Raw genomic sequence first — 17443 nt, forward strand, 5'->3', positions numbered from 1 at the left:
CCCCCCCCCCCCCCCCCCCCCCCCCCCCCCCCCCCCCCACCCCCCCCCCCCCCCCCTCCCCCCCCCCCCCCCCCCGGCCCCCCCCCCCCCCCCCCCCCCCCCCCCCCCACGACACTCAGCCGACCGTCACCGTGTAGTGCGCGCCGTCGTCGGTGAATTCGTAGTTCCCGGGGCCGTTGATCCGTTTCGCGCCCAGGTTGTCGTTGGCGTCCGGCCAGTCGCTCTCCATCATCGTCAGCACCTTGCCGGCCTCGATCGGGATATCCGCAATATCCTTGTCGTCGCCGTTGGTGAACTGAATCGCATTCATGATCACCGAGCCGTCGACCATCAGGTAGATATCGTCGGCGCCGGTGTTGTCCTCCGTCTCGTGACACTTGATCCGGGTGATCTTCAGCGCCTGCGTCCCGTCGGTCGTAGCCTGCGCCACCACCGGCGTCACCCCGACCGCCGAAACCCCCAGCGCGGCCACCGCAAGCAGTCTGATTACCGAAGACATCTCATTTCCTCCCGAGTCGTCAATTGATGCCCGAGACGTTAAACGCGTTCTGTATCAAGCGTTTGAAACAACCATCACAATTACCGCTCTTCGACCCTGGGCGAAAGGGTTGCGCCCGCTACTCGGCCCGGCCGTTGACGATGATGTTCCCCATCCGATCGAGCCCCGCGCGGTGCCCGTCGTCCGGATCGAACATGTTGCCGTGCGCAGCGCCGAAGGGCTCGGTCGCGTAGCCGCCGAGCCCGACGTAGCTGTCGCGGTACGGGCCCGGTTCGGCGCCGACGACCGAAGCGCCGAACTCCGGACGGGACGGGTCGCCGCCCGGCGCGCCGACGTCCTCGATGACGCCGTAGCCGCCGGCGTCCGGCACGACCGGAGTAGTCGCGTCGGCAGCGGCATCGAGGCGATGCTCGACCACCCAGACCTTGTTCTGCGGCAGATGGAGCTCGGCCGCGCTCTGGATCATCCGGCCGGACGGATTGGTGCCGAAGTCGAGCGCGCCGGCGCCGACGACCTGGTCGGCCAGGCCAGGGCTGGCGCTGACTGCCGTTCCGATGACGCGCGCGCCGTAGGAGTGGCCGACCAGGGTGGTGTTGGCATCAACCCCGCCACGTGCCACGGTCAGCCCCTGCTGGAACTCGGTCAGCGCGGGCGCGCCCGCCTGGGCCGGCGCGTAGGAGCCGAAGGCCTCGGCCAGGCCGGGGGAGTCGTAGCCGAGCCAGGTGATGACGGCGGTGCTGCCGGGTTCCGCGCCGGATCGCGCGGCGGCGTCGTACAGGTTGTCGCCGCGTTCCAGCGCACGGCCCGACTCGTTCAGCCCGCTGTTCGCGCCCGGGACGAAGGTGGCGATGTTCGCCGCCCGATCCGGGTTGCCGTGGGCAACGATGAACCTGCCGTTCCCGGCCGGGTCGAACCCGAGCAGGTAGTACCGGTCGAGCTCGCGGCCCATGTTGTCGAACGTGCCCGGCTTGACGCTGTCGAGCGTCCGCTGGAGGTTGTCCAGCCCCTGCAACCGCGCGTCGACCGCGGCGAGCTGGTTCTTCAGCGCGCTGCGCTCGGCCGCGCGGCCGGGTGCGCTGCCGACCCGGTCGAGCTCTGCCTGGAGCCGGTCGCGTTCGGCCTGGGTCGCGGTGCGGTTGGCGATCAGCACGCTGCGGTTCGCCTCGTCACGCACCGCCGACGGCAGGCCGTTGAGATTGCCGATCCGTCCGGGCTGCTCGCGCAGGTACTGCTGTTGCTGGTCTGGAGTGAGGCTCTTCCACCAGTCGGCGTTCTGCTGCGCCGTGCCGTTTGGCGGCGGCGGTGGGAGCGGAGTCCGATTGGCGTCGCCGCCGGGGGTGAGGGCGGTCTGGACCTGGCCGAGGGTGCCTGCCTGGGCGGCAGCGCCCGACATCACGCCTTTGCCGAACAGGCCAACTTGGCTGACGAAGAACGCCTCGGCCGGGCCGCGGACGGCGTCGGGCAGCAGGCTGAGGGAGGCGTAGAGGGGCAGGTTCAGATTGACCAGACCGGTGAGGGCGGTCTTGGTCCCGGCGACCAGGGTCGCGAACGACGACGCGGCTGTGGCGAGCTGGTTGGTCGCCGTCGCGGTATCGGCGGCCTTGGTCAGCACGCTGCGCGTGGAATCGGCGTACTCGCGGCCCGCGTCGTCCGGCCAGGAGGCGTCGCCCGGGGCAGTACTGAGGCCGGCGGGTCGCTCCAGCGCGCGGCTCGCGTCGGTCAGCGACTTGGCCAGCGTCTCCACCTCGAGCTCATTGGTCTGCGGCCAGCCGGAGATCGCCCGGACCTGTGGCCAAAAGTTGAGCGCGGTGGTCGGTTCGGGGATCACCGGTCACTCCTTGATCAGGCGGGTGAGCGCGAGGACGGCGTTCACGGTCTGGAGCCGATACAGGGCCAGCGCGGCGACGCCGCCGTCGTACAGCTTGGTGAAATCGGTGGGGACCTGGACGGCGACGTCGCCGACGGTCTTCCCCGCGGGCACGAAACCCGCGCCGAACGCCGTCCCGATCAGGTCCGAGCCGATCTGGTGCACCGAGCTCTGCAGAGCCGCCTGCAGCAGCCGCATCTCCTCGGTCAGGTCCTCACCGGTCTTGCCAAGGGAAGCGACGTACGGCTCGGCCTCTTCGAGGAACAGATGCAGACTCCCGCTCATCGCACACCGCCGAGAAGGCGGCGCGGTACGTCGAACGCCGGATCGGTGACCTGGCTGGAATCGGCGATCCCGAGGACGCGCCGGGCCACCTGGCCGGCCTGCTGGGCGGCGTCCGCACCGGCCTGCTCGATCGCGGCCAGGATCTGCCCGGCCAGCGCACCGGTGTCATGGTTGCGGTAGATGCGGGCGTCCAGATCCAGGGCGCAGACCCGGCCGCGGCCGTCGACGGTCGCGGTGACGAGCCCGTTCGGTGAGTCGGCGACCGCGCGGACCTCGTCGAGTTGCCGCTGGATGACGGCCAACTCGTCCGCGAGCTCGAACTGCATCCTGTTCTCCTTCCGTGCCGGGTTCTCACGGAGAGGATGACGCGGACCGGGCCCGCGGGCCGGGCGATGGCCTCAAGAGGTCATTGGCCGGCGCGGTGCCAGTTGGAGCGGAGGCCTTCTAGGTCGGGCCAGTAGCCGACGGCGAGGCCGGCGGCGTAGGCGGCGCCGAGGGAGACGGTTTCGGTGACCATCGGGCGGACGACGCGGACGTCGAGGAGGTCGGCGATGAACTGCATGAGGAGGTTGTTGGCGGTCATGCCGCCGTCGACCTTGAGGGTGGTGAGGGCGATGCCGGAGTCGGCGTTCATTGCGTTGACGACCTCGAGGGTCTGGAAGCCGGTTGCTTCCAGGACGGCGCGGGCGAGGTGGCCCTTGGTGATGTAGCCGGTGAGGCCGGCGATGACGCCGCGGGCCTCGCTGCGCCAATGCGGTGCGAACAGGCCGGAGAAGGCTGGGACGATGTAGGCGCCGCCGTTGTCGTCGACTGTCCGGGCGAGCGTCTCGATCTCGGCTGCGGTGTGGATCAGGCCGAGCCCGTCGCGGAACCACTGCACCAGTGAGCCGGTGACCGCCATCGACCCTTCGAGCGCGTACGACGCCGGCTCCGAACCGATCTGGTACGCGACCGTCGTCAGCATGCCGTGCTTGGACCGGACGATCTCCTGACCCGTGTGCAGCAGCAGGAACGCGCCGGTGCCGTAGGTGCACTTGGCCTCGCCGGCGCTGAAACACGTCTGCCCGAAGAGCGCGGCCTGCTGATCGCCGAGCGCCGCGCCGATCCGGACGCCGGGCAGCACCGCGGTCGCGGTCGCGAACACCCCGGACGACGGCCGGATCTCCGGCAGGATCGCGCGCGGTACGTCGAACGCCGCGAGCAGCTCGTCGTCCCATTCCAGGGTCGCGATGTTCATCAGCATCGTCCGGCTGGCATTCGTCACGTCGGTCGCGTGGACGCCGCCGTCCGGGCCGCCGGTGAAGTTCCAGATCAGCCAGGTTTCCATCGTGCCGAACAGGACCTCGCCGCGTTCGGCGCGCGCCCGCAACCCGGGGGTGTGGTCGAGCATCCACTTCAGCCGCGGCGCCGAGAAGTACGTCGTCAGCGGCAGTCCGCACAGATCGGCGAACCGGTCCGGGCCCTCGTCGCCGGCCAGCTCGGTCACCAGCCGATCGGTCCGGGTGTCCTGCCAGACGACCGCGTTGCCGATCGGGCGGCCGGTCGCGCGGTCCCAGAGCAGGCTGGTCTCGCGCTGGTTGGTGATGCCGATGGCAACGATCTGCTGGGCGTCGGCGCCGATCTGGCGCAGGGCGGCCGGCACCACCCGGGTCACGTTCCGCCAGATCTCGGCCGCGTCGTGCTCGACCCAGCCCGGCTTCGGGAACAGCTGGCGGTGTTCGCGCTGGGCGACCGAGACGAGCCGGCCGCGCCGGTCGAACAGGATGCAGCGGGTCGAGTTGGTGCCTTGGTCGACCGCGGCGACGTACTGCTCAGCCATGCCGGCCCCTCACGTGTCGGCTCGCAGATCCCGGGCGATCGCCTCGGCGGTGGCGCGGACCATCGTGACCAGATCCGCGCGGTGCCGCAGCCGGCTGTCGCAGATCCGCTCGATCCGGCCGGTCAGCCCGACCGCGCCGACCACCAGCCCGCCCAGCCCGCGGATCGGCGCGGCGATCCCGGCGATCTCGATCGTGTGTTCTTCGAACTCGCTCGCCCAGCCCCGGGCCCGGACGGCGGCCAGCTCCTCGGCCAGCCGGGCCGGCTCGACGATCGTTCGGGTCGTGAACGCCTCCAGCTTCTTCGGCCGGGTCGCGCCGCTGGCGTCGAACGCGAGCACGGCCTTGCCCAACGCGGTCGCATGCGGCGGCAACGTCGTCCCGACGTCCATCGCCTGGTCGCTGTCGTCGGGGCGGAAGACGTGGTGCACGACCATCACCTTGGCCTCGACGAGCCGACCGACGCGGACGACCTCGCCGCTGCGTGCGGCCAGCGAATCGGCCCAGTTGATCGCGCGGCTGCGCAGCTCGTTCGGATCCAGGTAGCTCTCGCCGAGGCGGCCGAACGCGTCGCTCAAGTGGTAGTGCGCGCCGCTGCGATCCTGCTCGACGAAACCGACCTGATGCAGTGTCCGCAGGATGCCGTGCACGGTCGTCTTGGCCAGGCCGAGCGCGTTGCCGACGTCCGCGACACCCAGCCCGTTCGGCGCAGCAGCGAGCAGCCGGAGCACGGCCGCAGCCCGCTCGATCGACTGCACACTGCCCGGCATGCCCGCAGGCTACCTGTGAAAGCCGCCCCTGGCTGCTACTCGGTCGCGATCGCCTGCAGGACATCCAGCCGCGCTGCACGCCGTGACGGCCAGACCGCGGCCAGTACGCCGATGACGCCGGCCGCGACCACCGCGCCGAGCAGCTGCAGCACCGGGACGTCGAGCACCCCGAGCCCGTTGTCGACGAGCACCCGTTGGATGGACGCCGCGGTCAGCACGCCGACGGCCAGCCCGAGCAGCGAGCCGAGCAGCGCGATCGCGATCGACTCCACCCGCAGCATCCGGCGCAGCTGCGGCCGGTCCATCCCGATCGCGCGCAGCAGCCCGATCTCGCGGGTCCGCTCGACGACGCCGAGCGCCAGCGTGTTCACGATGCCGAGGATCGCGATCAGGATCGCCAGCGCGAGCAGCATCCCGATCACCCCGGCCGCGATGTTCACCGGCCCGCGCGCCTGCGCGGCGTAGGCCTGCTGATCGCGGACCTCGATCGTCGGGTAGTCCTTGAGTCGCTCCAGGATCGCCGGGCCGGCCTGCGCCGTACTGGTGCCTTCGGCAACATCCACGTAGAGGAGCGAGTCGGCCGGGGCCGCGCCGAGCGCGTCGTACGCATCGAGCGCGAGGACGACCGCGTTCGCCTGCCGGTTCGGCGCGATGACGCCGGAGACCGTCAGCTCGTGCTTGCCGCTCGTCGTGGTCAGGGTGAACTTCTCGCCGGTGGTCAGGCCGAGCGTCTTGGCCAGCGTGCGGGGGAGCAGCACCTGGCCCTTGGCCAGGCCGTCGAGGCTGCCGGAGTCGAAGGTGACGGTGATCGGGCCGTCGAGCGTGCCGGTCGCGACGCCGCTCACGGTGACCGGGGTGTCGTCGACCTTGCCCTCCTGCCGGCGGACCTGGTGCACGGCCGCGACCCCCGGGACCTGCCGGATCTGCTCGGCGACCTGCGGGCTGAACGTGTTCGGCGCGGCCGAGCTGACGACCAGGTCGGAGGTGCCGATCGCGTCGGCGATGCTCTTGTCGATCGAGGCCTTCGCCGAGGCCGCGATCACGATCAGCCCGCTGATCAGCGCGACCGAGATCATCAGCGCGGACGCCGTCGCCGACGTCCGCCGCGGGTTGCGCTCGGCGTTGCGCCGACCCAGCGTCACCGGCGCCTTGCGGCCGAGCGGAGCGAGTAACGCGCGGACGACGTACCGGCTGACGAGCGGGCTGGTCAGCACGATGCCGAGCAGCGCCATCGCGGCGCCGAGCGCGAGCAGGAACGCACCGGGCAGACCGCGGATCTGCTGGGCGACGGCGTAGAAGACACCGGCCATCAGTAGCAGGAACGCACCGGCCAGCAGCCGGACCAGCAGGGACCGCTCCGGGATCGTCGCGCCTTCGCGCAGCGCGGCCATCGGCGGCAGCTTGCCCGCGCGCCGCGCCGACGGGTACGCCGCCGCAAGCGTCAGCACGATGCCGATCAGGTAGCAGGCGATGATCGTCGCCGGGCCGATCTGCAATCCCGTGGTCGGGACGGCGGTGCCCAGGCTGCGGTAGACGAGCTGGATCCCCGCGGCGACGCCGATGCCGAGCAGCAGACCGAACGTCGAACCGATCACGCCGACGACGAACGCCTCGGCCAGCACCGTCGCGGTGACCTGCCCGCGGGACGCGCCGATCGCCCGCAGCATCGCCAGCTCACGGGTGCGCTGCGCGACCTGCATCGCGAACGTGTTCACGATCAGGAACCCGCCGACGAACAACGCCAGCCCGGCGAACATCAGCAGCACCGAGCTGAAGCCGCCGAAGGTCGCGTCGAGCGCGCTCTCCCCATCGGCCTCGACCTGCGCCGCCGTCCGCACCTCGACCGGCGCGCCGAGCTTCGTCGTGCTGAGCGTTTTCGTGATGGCGGCCTGCACCTGGCCGGCGTCCGCGCCGGGAGCCAGCGCGACCGCGACCGACGTCCAGCCCGGCTTGCCGAGGAGGACCAGCTGGGCGGTCGCGGCATCGAAGGTGACCAGCGGCGCGCCCGCGGCCACCCCGGCCTGGGCCGCGGTGGTGATCGCGGTCAGCTCGGCCGTCAGCACGCGGTTCGCGGTGACGATCCGGACCTGGTCGCCGAGGCTGTACCCGGCGTCCGACGCGGTCGACCGGTCGAGGCCGAGCTCGGCCTTGCCGAACGGCTGCTCACCGCTCATCAGCGTGAACGGCGCCGTCCGCGGTGAATGCGGCCAGCTCGCGCCGTACGCCGGGAGCCCGTAGGTCTCGATCGGCTCGCCATCCGGGCGCAGGATCTGGACGTCGGCGACCAGCACCTGACCGTCCGCCTCCGCGACCCCAGGGACGGCGGCCACCTGGTCGGCGAGCTCGGCCGACACCGTGGCCGGCGGGCCGCTGCGACCGACCGGATCGACCGGCGTGACGGTGAGATCCGCCGTACTGCCGGCGTACTGCGCCTTGAGCGCGGTCGACAACGTGTCGGTGAAAACCATCGCGCCGCCGACGAACGCGACGCCGAGCACGACCGCGACCGTGCACAGCACGAACCGGAGCCGATGCGCGAGAACCGACCGCAGACCGAGCTTCAGCATCAGCCGGCCACAGCCGGGTCGAGACTCTTCATCGTGTCCAGGACGGTCTCGGCGGTCGGATCGACCAGCTCCGACCGGAGCCGCCCGTCCGCCAGGAACAGCACCCGATCCGCGTACGACGCCGCGGTCGGATCGTGGGTGACCATCACGACCGTCTGCCCGAACTCGCGCACCGACCGATGCAGGAACCCCAGGACGCCGGCCGACGACTGCGAATCCAGGTTGCCGGTGGGCTCATCGGCGAAGACCACCTCCGGGCGCGAAGCCAGCGCCCGGGCGCACGCGACCCGCTGCTGCTGGCCGCCGGACAGCTCCGACGGCTTGTGCCGCAGGCGGTCGCCGAGGCCGATCGTGTCGATCACCGTCGTCAGCCACTCCTGATCCGGCGATCGGCCGGCCAGGTCGAGTGGGAGGGTGATGTTCTCCAGCGCGGTCAGCGTCGGCACCAGGTTGAACGCCTGGAAGACGAAACCGATCCGATCCCGCCGCAGATGGGTCAGCTGCTTTTCCGACAGCCCGGCAATCTCGACGTCACCGAGGAAAACCTGACCCGAGGTCGGCCGGTCCAGGCCGGCCAGACAGTGCAGCAACGTCGACTTCCCCGAGCCGGATGGGCCCATGATCGCGGTGAACCGGCCCTTGCCGAAGGTCGCGGTCAGCTCGACGAGCGCGTCGACCTGTGTCTGCCCACCGCCGTACCTCTTCGTCACGTCGACAGCGCGCACAGCGGCCTGGTCAGTCACGGTCATGCGACGAACGCTATCGACTGCGGGTTCCGCGTCAGCCGTCGACGCTGATCAGATCGACCCCGGCCGACTCCACCACGACCTCCTCGACCGTCCGCTGCGGCAACGGCGGGGGCGTCCCGCCGTGTGACGGGCAGAGCGGTTTGTAGTCGCACCAGTTGCACAGCGGGCCCGGGCTCGGCCGCCAGTCACCCGACTCCAGCGCGCGGCTGATCGCCGTCCACAACGCCGACACCTTCCGCTCGCAGGCGCGCAGATCGGCCTCGTCGGGGACGTAGCGGACGATCTCGCCGTTACCCAGGTAGACCAGCTGCAGCATCGCCGGCACCACGCCGCGCAGCCGCCACAGCACCAGCGCGTAGAACTTCATCTGGAACAGCGCCTTGGCCTCGAAGAACTCCGACGGCGACCGGCCGGTCTTGTAGTCGACGACCCGGATCTCGCCGGTCGGCGCCACGTCGAGCCGGTCGACGTACCCACGCAGGACGAGGCCGGACTCCAGCTCGGTCTCGACGTACAGCTCGCGCTCGGCCGGCTCCAGCAGGTTCGGATCCTCGAGCGTGAAGTACTTACCGAGCAGCTGATGCGCCTCGGCCAGCCAGCTCGCCAGCTCCTCACCCGAGGTGTCCTCGGCGAACAGCTCGGCCACCTCGGGCTCGGCCTCCAGCATCTGCTGCCACTGCGGCTCCAGCATCTGCGCGGCCTGCTCCAGAGTCCGCTGGCCGCGCGGCAGATCGAACAGCCGCTCCAGCACGCCGTGCACCACGGTGCCCCGCACCGCCGCGGACGACGGCTTCTCGGGCAGCCGGTCGACCACGCGGAAGCGGTACTTCAGCGGACAGGTCATGAAATCTGCCGCCCGCGACGGCGACAACGCGCCACGCGGATGTCCCTGGACCTCGACCGCAACACTCATACCGGAACCCTAGGCGAGCCCGCCGACACTTTGCGCCAGACTCCCAGACAACTCCCAGCCGGCTTTCGGTCAACTATCGGTCCCAGTTGCCAAGCTCGTCCCATGAAGCCCCCACGTGAACACGATCTCGGCCTGGAGTACGACCTCGGCACGCTGCGCCGCCGCCAGGTCCTGGGCCTGTTCGCCGGCGCCGGCCTGGTCGCGCTGACCGCCTGTACGCCGGACTCCCAGCCGGCCGCCGGCCCGAGCGCCGCGCCCGGTGACATCCAGGAGATCCCGGGCGAGACAGCCGGCCCATATCCCGGCGACGGCTCGAACGGGCCGAACGTGCTGACCGAGTCCGGCATCGTGCGCAGTGACATCACCCGCTCGTTCGGATCCTTCTCCGGGACGGCATCCGGCGTACCGCTCACGATCGAGCTGACGATCGTGGAGGCCGACAACGACCAGCCGCTGCCCGGCGCGGCCGTCTACCTGTGGCAGTGCGACGCCGAAGGCCGCTACTCGCTCTACTCCGAGGGTGCGACCACCGAGAACTACCTGCGCGGCGTCCAGCCCGCGGGAAGCGACGGCAAGGTCACCTTCAAGTCGATCTTCCCGGCCGCCTACCCCGGCCGCTGGCCGCACCTGCACTTCGAGATCTACGCGAGCCTGTCCGAGGCGACCGCGGCCGGCAAGATCAGTGCGACGTCCCAGCTCGCCTTCCCGGAAGACGTCTGCGCTGCTGTCTACGCCACCGACGGCTATCCCGGCAGCGCCGACAACCTGCGCCGGACGTCGCTGTCCGACGACGGCGTGTTCGGCGACGACGACGGCGTCCATCAGCTCGCGACCGTCACCGGGGACGCCGAGCGGGGATACACCGCGACACTTGTTGTCGGTGTGTGACCCGGGTTGGTAGCACGGTGTTACCTGGGGCCCAGTAGCGTTGGGGGTGATGTCCGAGTCGCGTGATTCCCAGAGCAGTCCCGCCCAGTCGGCCGGCCCACCGCCGCCCGGTACCTGGGTCCTTGGTCGTGTGCGCGGGATCCGGCTCACGATGCGGTTCACCTGGCTGCCGGTGGCGATGCTGCTCGCGTTCGGGTTCGCCTCCATCATCGGGCAGCAGTTCCCCGGTCTGGGCGGCTGGCGCTACGTCGCGGCGTTCGCGTTCGTGGTCGCCTTCACGGTGTCGATCCTGATCCACGAGCTGGCGCACGCGCTGACGGCGCTGCGGTTCGGGATCGGCGTGTCCGAGATCAACCTCGGCTTCTTCGCGGCCGGCACCCACATCGAGGGCGAGCGCAAGACGCCGTTCGAGGAGTTCGCGGTCTCGGTCGTCGGGCCGGTCGCCTCGCTGGTGGTCGGCGGCGTGGCCTACGCCGGGTCGCGGGCCGTCGACGACGGCGTCGCGCACATCGCGCTGTGGCAGCTCGGCGTCGCGAACCTGATCGTCGGCGTCACCAACATGCTGCCCGGTCTGCCGCTGGACGGCGGCTGGGTGCTGCGCGCGATCGTCTGGAAGGCGACCGGCAACATGCACACCGGCACCATCGCGGCCGCCTGGGCCGGGCGGGTGCTGGCGATCCTGGTGCTGGCCGCGCCGGTGATCATCGAGGAGATCTGGGGCCGGACGCCGTCCATCATCGACTTCCTGATCGCGCTGGCCGTCGGGTTCTTCCTCTGGATGGGCTCGACCGCGGCGCTGATGCAGGCCCGGCTGCGCCGCAAACTGCCCGCGCTGCAGGTCCGCACGATGGCCCGCCGCGCGATCGCCGTCCACTCGCAGACGCCGATCTCCGAGGCTGTCCGGATGGCGGCCGAGGTGCACGCCGGCGCGGTCGTCGTGATCGACGGCGACGGCAAACCGCACGCACTGGTCTCGGAGACCGCGGTCGCCGCCGTCGCGCCGAACCAGCGGCCGTGGACCACGGTCAGCGAGGTGTCCACCCGGATCGGCGCGGGCCACATCCTCGGCGTCAACGACACCGGCGAGGAGATCCTCGCGACCCTGCGCGAGCACCCCGCCTCGGAGTACCTCGTCCTGGACGCGGCCGGCACGGTGTACGGCGTCCTGGCCACCGCCGACGTCGAACAGGCCTTCCGCGGTCGTTGACCACCTCGGTGCCGCGGCCGCGGTCACCGAAAGTTAAGGTGAGCGCCTTATGGCTGACTTGCGCGACTTTCCCGACCAGGCGTTCTCCGGGGTGCACCACGGCCCCTTGCAGGCGGGGGAGTGGATCACCCTGCAGGACTCCAAGGGCCGCCGGCACTCGGTGAAACTGGAGCGCGAGAAGATCTTCCACACCACCAAGGGCGGGATCGCCCACGACGACCTGATCGACGGCCCGGACGCCGTCGTGATCAAGTCCAAGGGCGGTGTCGAGTACCTCGCGCTGCGGCCGCTGATGGCCGACTACTCGGTCTCGATGCCGCGCGGCGCGGCGGTGATCTACCCCAAGGACACCGCGCAGATCGTCACGATGGCCGACGTCTTCCCGGGCGCGAAGGTCGTCGAGGCCGGGGCCGGGTCCGGTGCGCTGACCACGGCCCTGCTGCGGGCGGTCGGCGTCCACGGGCAGGTCATCTCGTTCGAACGGCGCGAGGACTTCGCCGAGGTCGCGCGGAAGAACGTGACCGGCTTCTTCGGGGCCGAGCACCCGGCCTGGCGGCTCGAGGTCGGCGACCTGGTCGAGAAACTGGCCGAGACCGATGTCGACCGGATCATCCTCGACATGCTGGCGCCCTGGGAGTGCGTGGACGCCGCGGCCGGGGCGTTGAGCCCCGGCGGCGTGTTCTGCGCGTACGTGGCCACCACGACCCAGCTGAGCCGCGTCGTGGAGACGTTGCGGGCACACGGCGAATTCACCGAGCCGCGCGCGTGGGAGTCACTCGTGCGAGACTGGCACGTGGAGGGTCTCGCGGTCCGTCCGGGCCACCGGATGCAGGGTCACACCGCGTTTCTGGTCACCGCACGGCGGATGGCGCACGGGGTGCAGGCGCCCCGGAAGAAGCGCCGCCCGGCACCGGGCGCGTACGGCGACGACTACACAGGCCCCCGTCGTGGTGACGTCGGAGAAGATGTGCCGGGAGCAACAGGTTCATCCGCAACCGACACGTGATGGGATTCAGCTTGCCCGGCGAGGTTTTCTGGGTAAGGTCCATAGGGTCGAGCCCCACATGGTGAGGTGATGATCGTGGCTGGAGACGAGAGTCCTACCGCGGCAGAGCTGCGTAACCAGGTCCGGTACCTGGAAGCCGAAGTCGCAGCGTTGCGGCGTCGGTTGCTGGAGCACCCCGCAGACAGTCGGGGGCTCGAGAGCAGGCTGTCCGAAACACAGGCCTCCTTGGCAAGTGTCACCGCTCAGAACGAGCGGCTGGCCGATACGCTGCGGGAGGCGCGAGAGAAGATCATCGCCCTGAAGGAGGAAGTCGACCGGCTGGCCCAACCGCCGTCCGGATTCGGCACCTTCCTCGGCCGCAACGACGACGACACGCTGGACGTGTTCACCGGGGGCCGCAAGCTCCGGGTGGCGGCCAGCCCGTCGATCGATCTGGACGACCTCAAGCTCGGCCAGGAGCTGATGCTGAACGAGGCGCTCAACGTGGTCGAGGTCTGCGACTTCGAGGTCGTGGGCGACGTGGTGATGCTGAAGGAGCTGCTGGCCGACGGCGAGCGGGCACTGGTGATCGCGCAGGCCGACGAGGAGCGGGTCGTCCGGCTCGCCGCGCCGCTGCTCGACATCGCGCTGCGCACCGGCGACTCGCTGCTGCTGGAGCCCCGCTCCGGCTATGTGTACGAGAAGATCCCGAAATCCGAGGTCGAGGAGCTGGTCCTCGAAGAGGTACCGGATATCGACTACACCCAGATCGGCGGCCTGGCCGGCCAGATCGAGCAGATCCGGGACGCGGTCGAGCTGCCGTACCTGCACAAGGACCTCTTCCTGGAGCACGAGCTCAAGCCGCCCAAGGGCGTGCTGCTCTACGGCCCGCCCGGCTGCGGCAAGACGCTGATCGCGAAAGCGGTGGCGAACTCGCTGGCCAAGAAGGTCGCCGAGCGGACCGGTGTCGAGGAGCAGAAATCCTTCTTCCTCAACATCAAGGGTCCCGAGCTGCTGAACAAGTACGTCGGTGAGACCGAGCGGCACATCCGCCTGGTCTTCCAGCGCGCTCGCGAGAAGGCGTCCGAGGGGATGCCGGTGATCGTGTTCTTCGACGAGATGGACTCGCTGTTCCGCACCCGCGGCTCCGGCGTCTCCTCCGATGTCGAGAACACCATCGTCCCGCAGCTGCTGAGCGAGATCGACGGGGTCGAGGGCCTGGAGAACGTCCTGGTCATCGGCGCCTCGAACCGCGAGGACATGATCGACCCGGCGATCCTGCGCCCGGGCCGGCTGGACGTGAAGATCAAGATCGAGCGGCCGGACGCCGAGTCCGCCCGCGACATCTTCTCCAAGTACCTGACCGCCTCGCTGCCCCTGCACACCGACGACCTCGGTGAGTTCGGCGGCGACCGGCAGGCCTGCGTGGACGGCATGATCCAGCGCACCGTCGAGCGGATGTACACCGAGGCCGACGAGAACCGGTTCCTCGAGGTCACCTACGCCAACGGCGACAAGGAGGTCCTGTACTTCAAGGACTTCAACTCCGGCGCGATGATCCAGAACATCGTCGACCGGGCCAAGAAGATGGCGATCAAGGCCTTCCTGGACGACAACCAGAAGGGCCTTCGGGTGCAGCACCTGCTGCAGGCGTGCGTCGACGAGTTCAAGGAGAACGAGGACCTCCCGAACACGACCAACCCCGACGACTGGGCCCGCATCTCCGGCAAGAAGGGCGAGCGGATCGTCTACATCCGCACCCTCATCTCCGGCAAACAAGGCACCGAGCCCGGCCGCTCCATCGACACCGCCACCAACACCGGCCAGTACCTCTAAGCCGCGCGCCAACGCCCCGGAACTCACCAGTTCCGGGGCGTTCGCACGCCCACCTCGCCCCGCTCTGCGAGGGAGATGGAGGGGCTGCTCGGCGGGTCGGGGGTGGGCTGTTGCCCCGGCTGTCCCTGGCTGGTGGCGGGGGAGCGGCCGGGGTTTCCCCGGATGGTTGGGTGCGGCGATGGGTTCTAGCGTTTGGGGTATGGCGACGGAGGATGTGCGGAGGGATCTGCGGGCGGCGGTGGCGGCTCGGCAGGAGCTGGGGGCTGAGTACGAGGACGCGATTGTTGAGGGGTTCTTGGAGCGGCTCGAGGCTCGTGCGGTGGAGCGGCGGGGTGAGGGTGTGCCGGCGCCCGCGCGACCGGGGCAGGCGGTGGCGCGGGCGGGGCAGGAGCGGGATCCGGGTGGGTTGGCGCTGGCGATCGTGTCGCTGGGGGTTGCCGTCCCGATCACGGCCATTTCGGCGGACATGATCGGGCCGTTCGGCGTGGTGGTCAGCCGGGCGGGCATCGTCGGCGTCAACCTCGCCCGTTCGCTGGGCCGCCGGCGCTAGGGCGTCAGATCGACCGGACGGCCCGCGGCGTCGTACGCCCGTAGTTCCTGGCGCAGGCCGGCTCCGGTGCCCAACGGGATCGCGCGGACATCGGTGTAGGCGAAACCGTCGGCGACGACGCCCTTGATCCACGCCTCGCTCCCGCCTTTCCAGACGTAGCGCGACTCGATCCGCGCGATGTCGGGGTGCGCCCGGTACGCCGTCCACTGCTGGCGGTACATCGTCGTCGGCCCGTCGTCGAACTCGCCCTTCCCGAGCTCGACCAGCGGACGCCGCGCGTCGGGCTGCTCGGCCCACCGCGCCGCGTCGACGGAGACCAGCCCGATCGTGGGCTGGCAGATCGCGACGCCCTTGGTGTTCTGCACGATCAGCGTGCTGATCCGGCTGCCGGGCTCGATGTGCGGGACGCGCCGTCCCCAGACCACCTCGGCCGGCTGCCCACCGATTTGGCAGGACTTGTCTGCCGCCTCGCCGACCGGCATGGAGCCGAGATCGACGGACGTCGGGAACGGCAGCACCCGAATCGACCGCGGCGGCTGCGGGTCGTCGATCGGATTGGGCGTCGATCCGGTCTCGTACCGAGCCCTCGTCGGGACCGGCGTCGAGATCGGCTTCGTGCTCGGCGTCGGATTGGCCGCCGGCCCCGCTTGCCCGTGCGGCTCCTGGACCAGAACGAACGCACCGGCCGCCACAGCGCCCACCGCCCCGACGGCGACGATCGGCGCCACCCAGCGCGCAGCGGATCTGGTCGTCGGCGCCGTCCTGGCCAGCAGCTGACTGCGGAGACGGCGGTGCTGCTCAGGGCTGAGCGGTGCGTCCGGCGGGTCGAGTTTGACGGTCATGACAGATCCTCCAGAAGCGCGGTGCGAGTGATCAGATCGGGGAAGCGGCGCCGGGTCCGGTGCAGCCGGGCCTTGACGGTGCCGATGGGTACGCCGAGCGCGTCCGCGGCCTCCGCCTGGGTCAGACCGGCCCAGACGACCAGCTCGAGGGTTTCCCGCTCGTGGCGCGGCAGTTTGCCGACCGCGCGGCGGATCTCCGACATCCGCTGCTCGTCGTCGAGCCGCCGGGCGACGTCCCCGGCATGGTCCTGGTCAGGCTCCGGATCCGGCAGCCGGTTGACCAGGCCGCGGAGCCGGGCGGCGGTGCGGGCCACCGTTCGGCATTCGTTGCCCGCGACGACGAGCAGCCACCCACGGGCGCTCGTCGCCGTCAACGGGCCCGGTGGATCCCGCTGGAAGCGCCGCCACATGATCAGGAACGTCGCCTGGACGACGTCCTCGGCGGTGCTCCAGGACGCCGTCCGCCGGAACGCGAACGCGTGCACCGCGTCGGCGTGCCGGTCGAACAGCTCTCCGAGCGCCCAGCGATCACCTTCGCGGAGGCGGTTCCACAGCTCGTGGTCCGAGTCCGGCGATCCCATCAGGGGCTCCGTCTCGTCGGTCAGGATGATGTTCACATCGGGTAGTGGCCACTCGTGCCGCCGATGGTTGCATCAGACCAGGCCACGCACGTACGCGCCGAGCAGCCCGACCGTGTCGGGCATGAAGAGCCACTGCGGGTCGTCGAGCCGGGCCGCGAGCTCCGCGACCGGCATCCAGGCGCCCCAGGCGACCTCTTCGGGCTGGTGGGTGACGGGGCCGTCCCAGACGCACGTGTAGAGGTAGGCGTGGTAGCGGGTGTGATCGTCGGCGTAGTCGCCTTCGGGAAGCTTGACCAGGTCGACGCCGGTGATACCCAGCTCTTCGGCCAACTCGCGGACGACGGCGTCGTACGGCTCCTCGCCGGCGGCCACGACGCCGCCCGCGGCGAAGTCGTAGTGGCTCGGGTAGACGTCCTTGGACGGCGTCCGGCGGTGGACGTAGATGTCGCCGGCCGGATTGCGGACGACGACGCCGGTCGCAGTGTGCCGCAGGTTGTCTCGCCGCATCACTGAGCGCGGTGCGGAACCGCAGACCACACCGTCGGCGTCGACTAGAGCCACCAGTTCATCCATGTCTCACATGATGCCGGTGTAGTGCACCTCCTGATCCCACTGGTCCCGCGGCTGCTGGTGGAGCGCCCAGTACTTCTCGGCGATCGCATCCGGGGCGAACGCAGTACCGGGTGCCACTGACCCGTGCGGGCGCGACATGCGCCGCACCGCCGACGTTGACCGCCCACGGAGCAGGGGGATGCTACAGCCGACGCGGGGACACAACGGCTACCGCGAGTACGCCGACGCCGATCTGGAGCGTGTCGGGCACATCCGGAACCTGCTGGCCGTCGGATTGCCGACAGGGCGGATCGGGGGGCTGCTGGAGTGCATCTCGGGTGATCCGGACCAGCCCACTCTGACCGGCTGCCCCACCCAGGTGGGGCAGCTGCGCTCCGAGCGGGCCCGGGTGACGGCCGCGCTGGCCCAGCTCGAACGGTCCGGACAGGTGCTCGACGTACTGCTCGAAGCGGCGGCAAACGGTCCACACGAGGCGATGAGCACGCCGGGGGCGGCCAGGACCGCGTAGGCTCGG

General features: G+C 70.4%; 19 protein-coding genes. 6 read left to right on the plus strand and 13 right to left on the minus strand.

The window, feature by feature from the left end; translation table 11 throughout:
* Positions 1–115 precede the first annotated feature (115 nt).
* The 9 genes from ACZ6ZD_RS27355 to ACZ6ZD_RS27395 form a co-directional block, all read right to left on the minus strand.
* Positions 116–499 (minus strand): hypothetical protein, encoded by a 384-nt coding sequence (locus ACZ6ZD_RS27355; RefSeq protein WP_465676774.1) that lies wholly within the window; start codon positions 497–499, stop codon positions 116–118.
* A 118-nt stretch (positions 500–617) separates the two neighbouring features.
* Entirely contained in the window at positions 618–2327 is a 1710-nt protein-coding gene (locus ACZ6ZD_RS27360) for an alpha/beta hydrolase (RefSeq protein ID WP_465676775.1), read from the minus strand.
* A 3-nt stretch (positions 2328–2330) separates the two neighbouring features.
* Positions 2331–2651 carry a hypothetical protein gene (locus ACZ6ZD_RS27365; RefSeq protein ID WP_465676776.1) on the minus strand — a complete coding sequence of 107 codons (321 nt, stop codon included), beginning with the start codon at positions 2649–2651 and terminating at the stop codon, positions 2331–2333.
* On the minus strand, positions 2648–2977 hold the full coding sequence (locus ACZ6ZD_RS27370; protein WP_465676777.1) for a YbaB/EbfC family nucleoid-associated protein: 330 nt from the start codon (positions 2975–2977) through the stop codon (positions 2648–2650). The genes ACZ6ZD_RS27365 and ACZ6ZD_RS27370 overlap by 4 nt, the downstream gene beginning before the upstream one ends.
* 80 nt (positions 2978–3057) lie before the next feature.
* A complete protein-coding gene (gene glpK / locus ACZ6ZD_RS27375; RefSeq protein ID WP_465676778.1) occupies positions 3058–4470 on the minus strand; it encodes a glycerol kinase GlpK in 1413 nt (470 codons plus the stop codon).
* 9 nt (positions 4471–4479) lie between these two features.
* Complete coding sequence (locus ACZ6ZD_RS27380) at positions 4480–5238, minus strand: IclR family transcriptional regulator (RefSeq protein WP_465676779.1); 759 nt, start codon at positions 5236–5238, stop codon at positions 4480–4482.
* A gap of 35 nt (positions 5239–5273) precedes the next feature.
* A complete protein-coding gene (locus ACZ6ZD_RS27385) occupies positions 5274–7805 on the minus strand; it encodes an ABC transporter permease (protein ID WP_465676780.1) in 2532 nt (843 codons plus the stop codon).
* A complete protein-coding gene (locus ACZ6ZD_RS27390) occupies positions 7805–8554 on the minus strand; it encodes an ABC transporter ATP-binding protein (RefSeq protein WP_465676781.1) in 750 nt (249 codons plus the stop codon). The genes ACZ6ZD_RS27385 and ACZ6ZD_RS27390 overlap by 1 nt, the downstream gene beginning before the upstream one ends.
* Before the next feature lie 31 nt (positions 8555–8585).
* The gene (locus ACZ6ZD_RS27395; RefSeq protein WP_465676782.1) at positions 8586–9467 is read right to left on the minus strand and encodes a RecB family exonuclease; all 882 of its coding nucleotides are present in this window, start codon (positions 9465–9467) and stop codon (positions 8586–8588) included.
* A gap of 102 nt (positions 9468–9569) precedes the next feature.
* Between ACZ6ZD_RS27395 and ACZ6ZD_RS27400 the strand changes: the two genes are divergently transcribed.
* From ACZ6ZD_RS27400 to ACZ6ZD_RS27420, 5 genes are all read left to right on the plus strand, one after another.
* Positions 9570–10355 (plus strand): intradiol ring-cleavage dioxygenase, encoded by a 786-nt coding sequence (locus ACZ6ZD_RS27400; RefSeq protein ID WP_465676783.1) that lies wholly within the window; start codon positions 9570–9572, stop codon positions 10353–10355.
* A gap of 151 nt (positions 10356–10506) precedes the next feature.
* Positions 10507–11562 (plus strand): M50 family metallopeptidase, encoded by a 1056-nt coding sequence (locus ACZ6ZD_RS27405; protein ID WP_465676784.1) that lies wholly within the window; start codon positions 10507–10509, stop codon positions 11560–11562.
* Between the two features lie 49 nt (positions 11563–11611).
* On the plus strand, positions 11612–12568 hold the full coding sequence (locus ACZ6ZD_RS27410) for a tRNA (adenine-N1)-methyltransferase (protein ID WP_465676785.1): 957 nt from the start codon (positions 11612–11614) through the stop codon (positions 12566–12568).
* A gap of 69 nt (positions 12569–12637) precedes the next feature.
* On the plus strand, positions 12638–14383 hold the full coding sequence (arc, locus tag ACZ6ZD_RS27415) for a proteasome ATPase (RefSeq protein ID WP_465676786.1): 1746 nt from the start codon (positions 12638–12640) through the stop codon (positions 14381–14383).
* Between the two features lie 199 nt (positions 14384–14582).
* Positions 14583–14933, plus strand: coding sequence for a hypothetical protein (locus ACZ6ZD_RS27420; protein ID WP_465676787.1), 351 nt, complete (start codon positions 14583–14585; stop codon positions 14931–14933).
* Here ACZ6ZD_RS27420 and ACZ6ZD_RS27425 read toward each other — a convergent pair.
* From ACZ6ZD_RS27425 to ACZ6ZD_RS27440, 4 genes are all read right to left on the minus strand, one after another.
* On the minus strand, positions 14930–15775 hold the full coding sequence (locus ACZ6ZD_RS27425; protein WP_465676788.1) for a hypothetical protein: 846 nt from the start codon (positions 15773–15775) through the stop codon (positions 14930–14932). The two genes, ACZ6ZD_RS27420 and ACZ6ZD_RS27425, sit on opposite strands and share 4 nt — an antisense overlap.
* Positions 15772–16356 carry an RNA polymerase sigma factor gene (locus ACZ6ZD_RS27430; protein ID WP_465676789.1) on the minus strand — a complete coding sequence of 195 codons (585 nt, stop codon included), beginning with the start codon at positions 16354–16356 and terminating at the stop codon, positions 15772–15774. The genes ACZ6ZD_RS27425 and ACZ6ZD_RS27430 overlap by 4 nt, the downstream gene beginning before the upstream one ends.
* A gap of 72 nt (positions 16357–16428) precedes the next feature.
* Positions 16429–16929 carry an NUDIX hydrolase gene (locus tag ACZ6ZD_RS27435; RefSeq protein WP_465676790.1) on the minus strand — a complete coding sequence of 167 codons (501 nt, stop codon included), beginning with the start codon at positions 16927–16929 and terminating at the stop codon, positions 16429–16431.
* Between the two features lie 3 nt (positions 16930–16932).
* Positions 16933–17067: a hypothetical protein gene (locus ACZ6ZD_RS27440; RefSeq protein WP_465676791.1), complete on the minus strand. Its 135-nt coding sequence runs from the start codon at positions 17065–17067 to the stop codon at positions 16933–16935.
* Between the two features lie 40 nt (positions 17068–17107).
* Between ACZ6ZD_RS27440 and ACZ6ZD_RS27445 the strand changes: the two genes are divergently transcribed.
* Positions 17108–17437: a MerR family transcriptional regulator gene (locus ACZ6ZD_RS27445; RefSeq protein WP_465676792.1), complete on the plus strand. Its 330-nt coding sequence runs from the start codon at positions 17108–17110 to the stop codon at positions 17435–17437.
* Positions 17438–17443: the final 6 nt, after the last annotated feature.

Source organism: Kribbella sp. NPDC104218 (assembly GCF_055584105.1).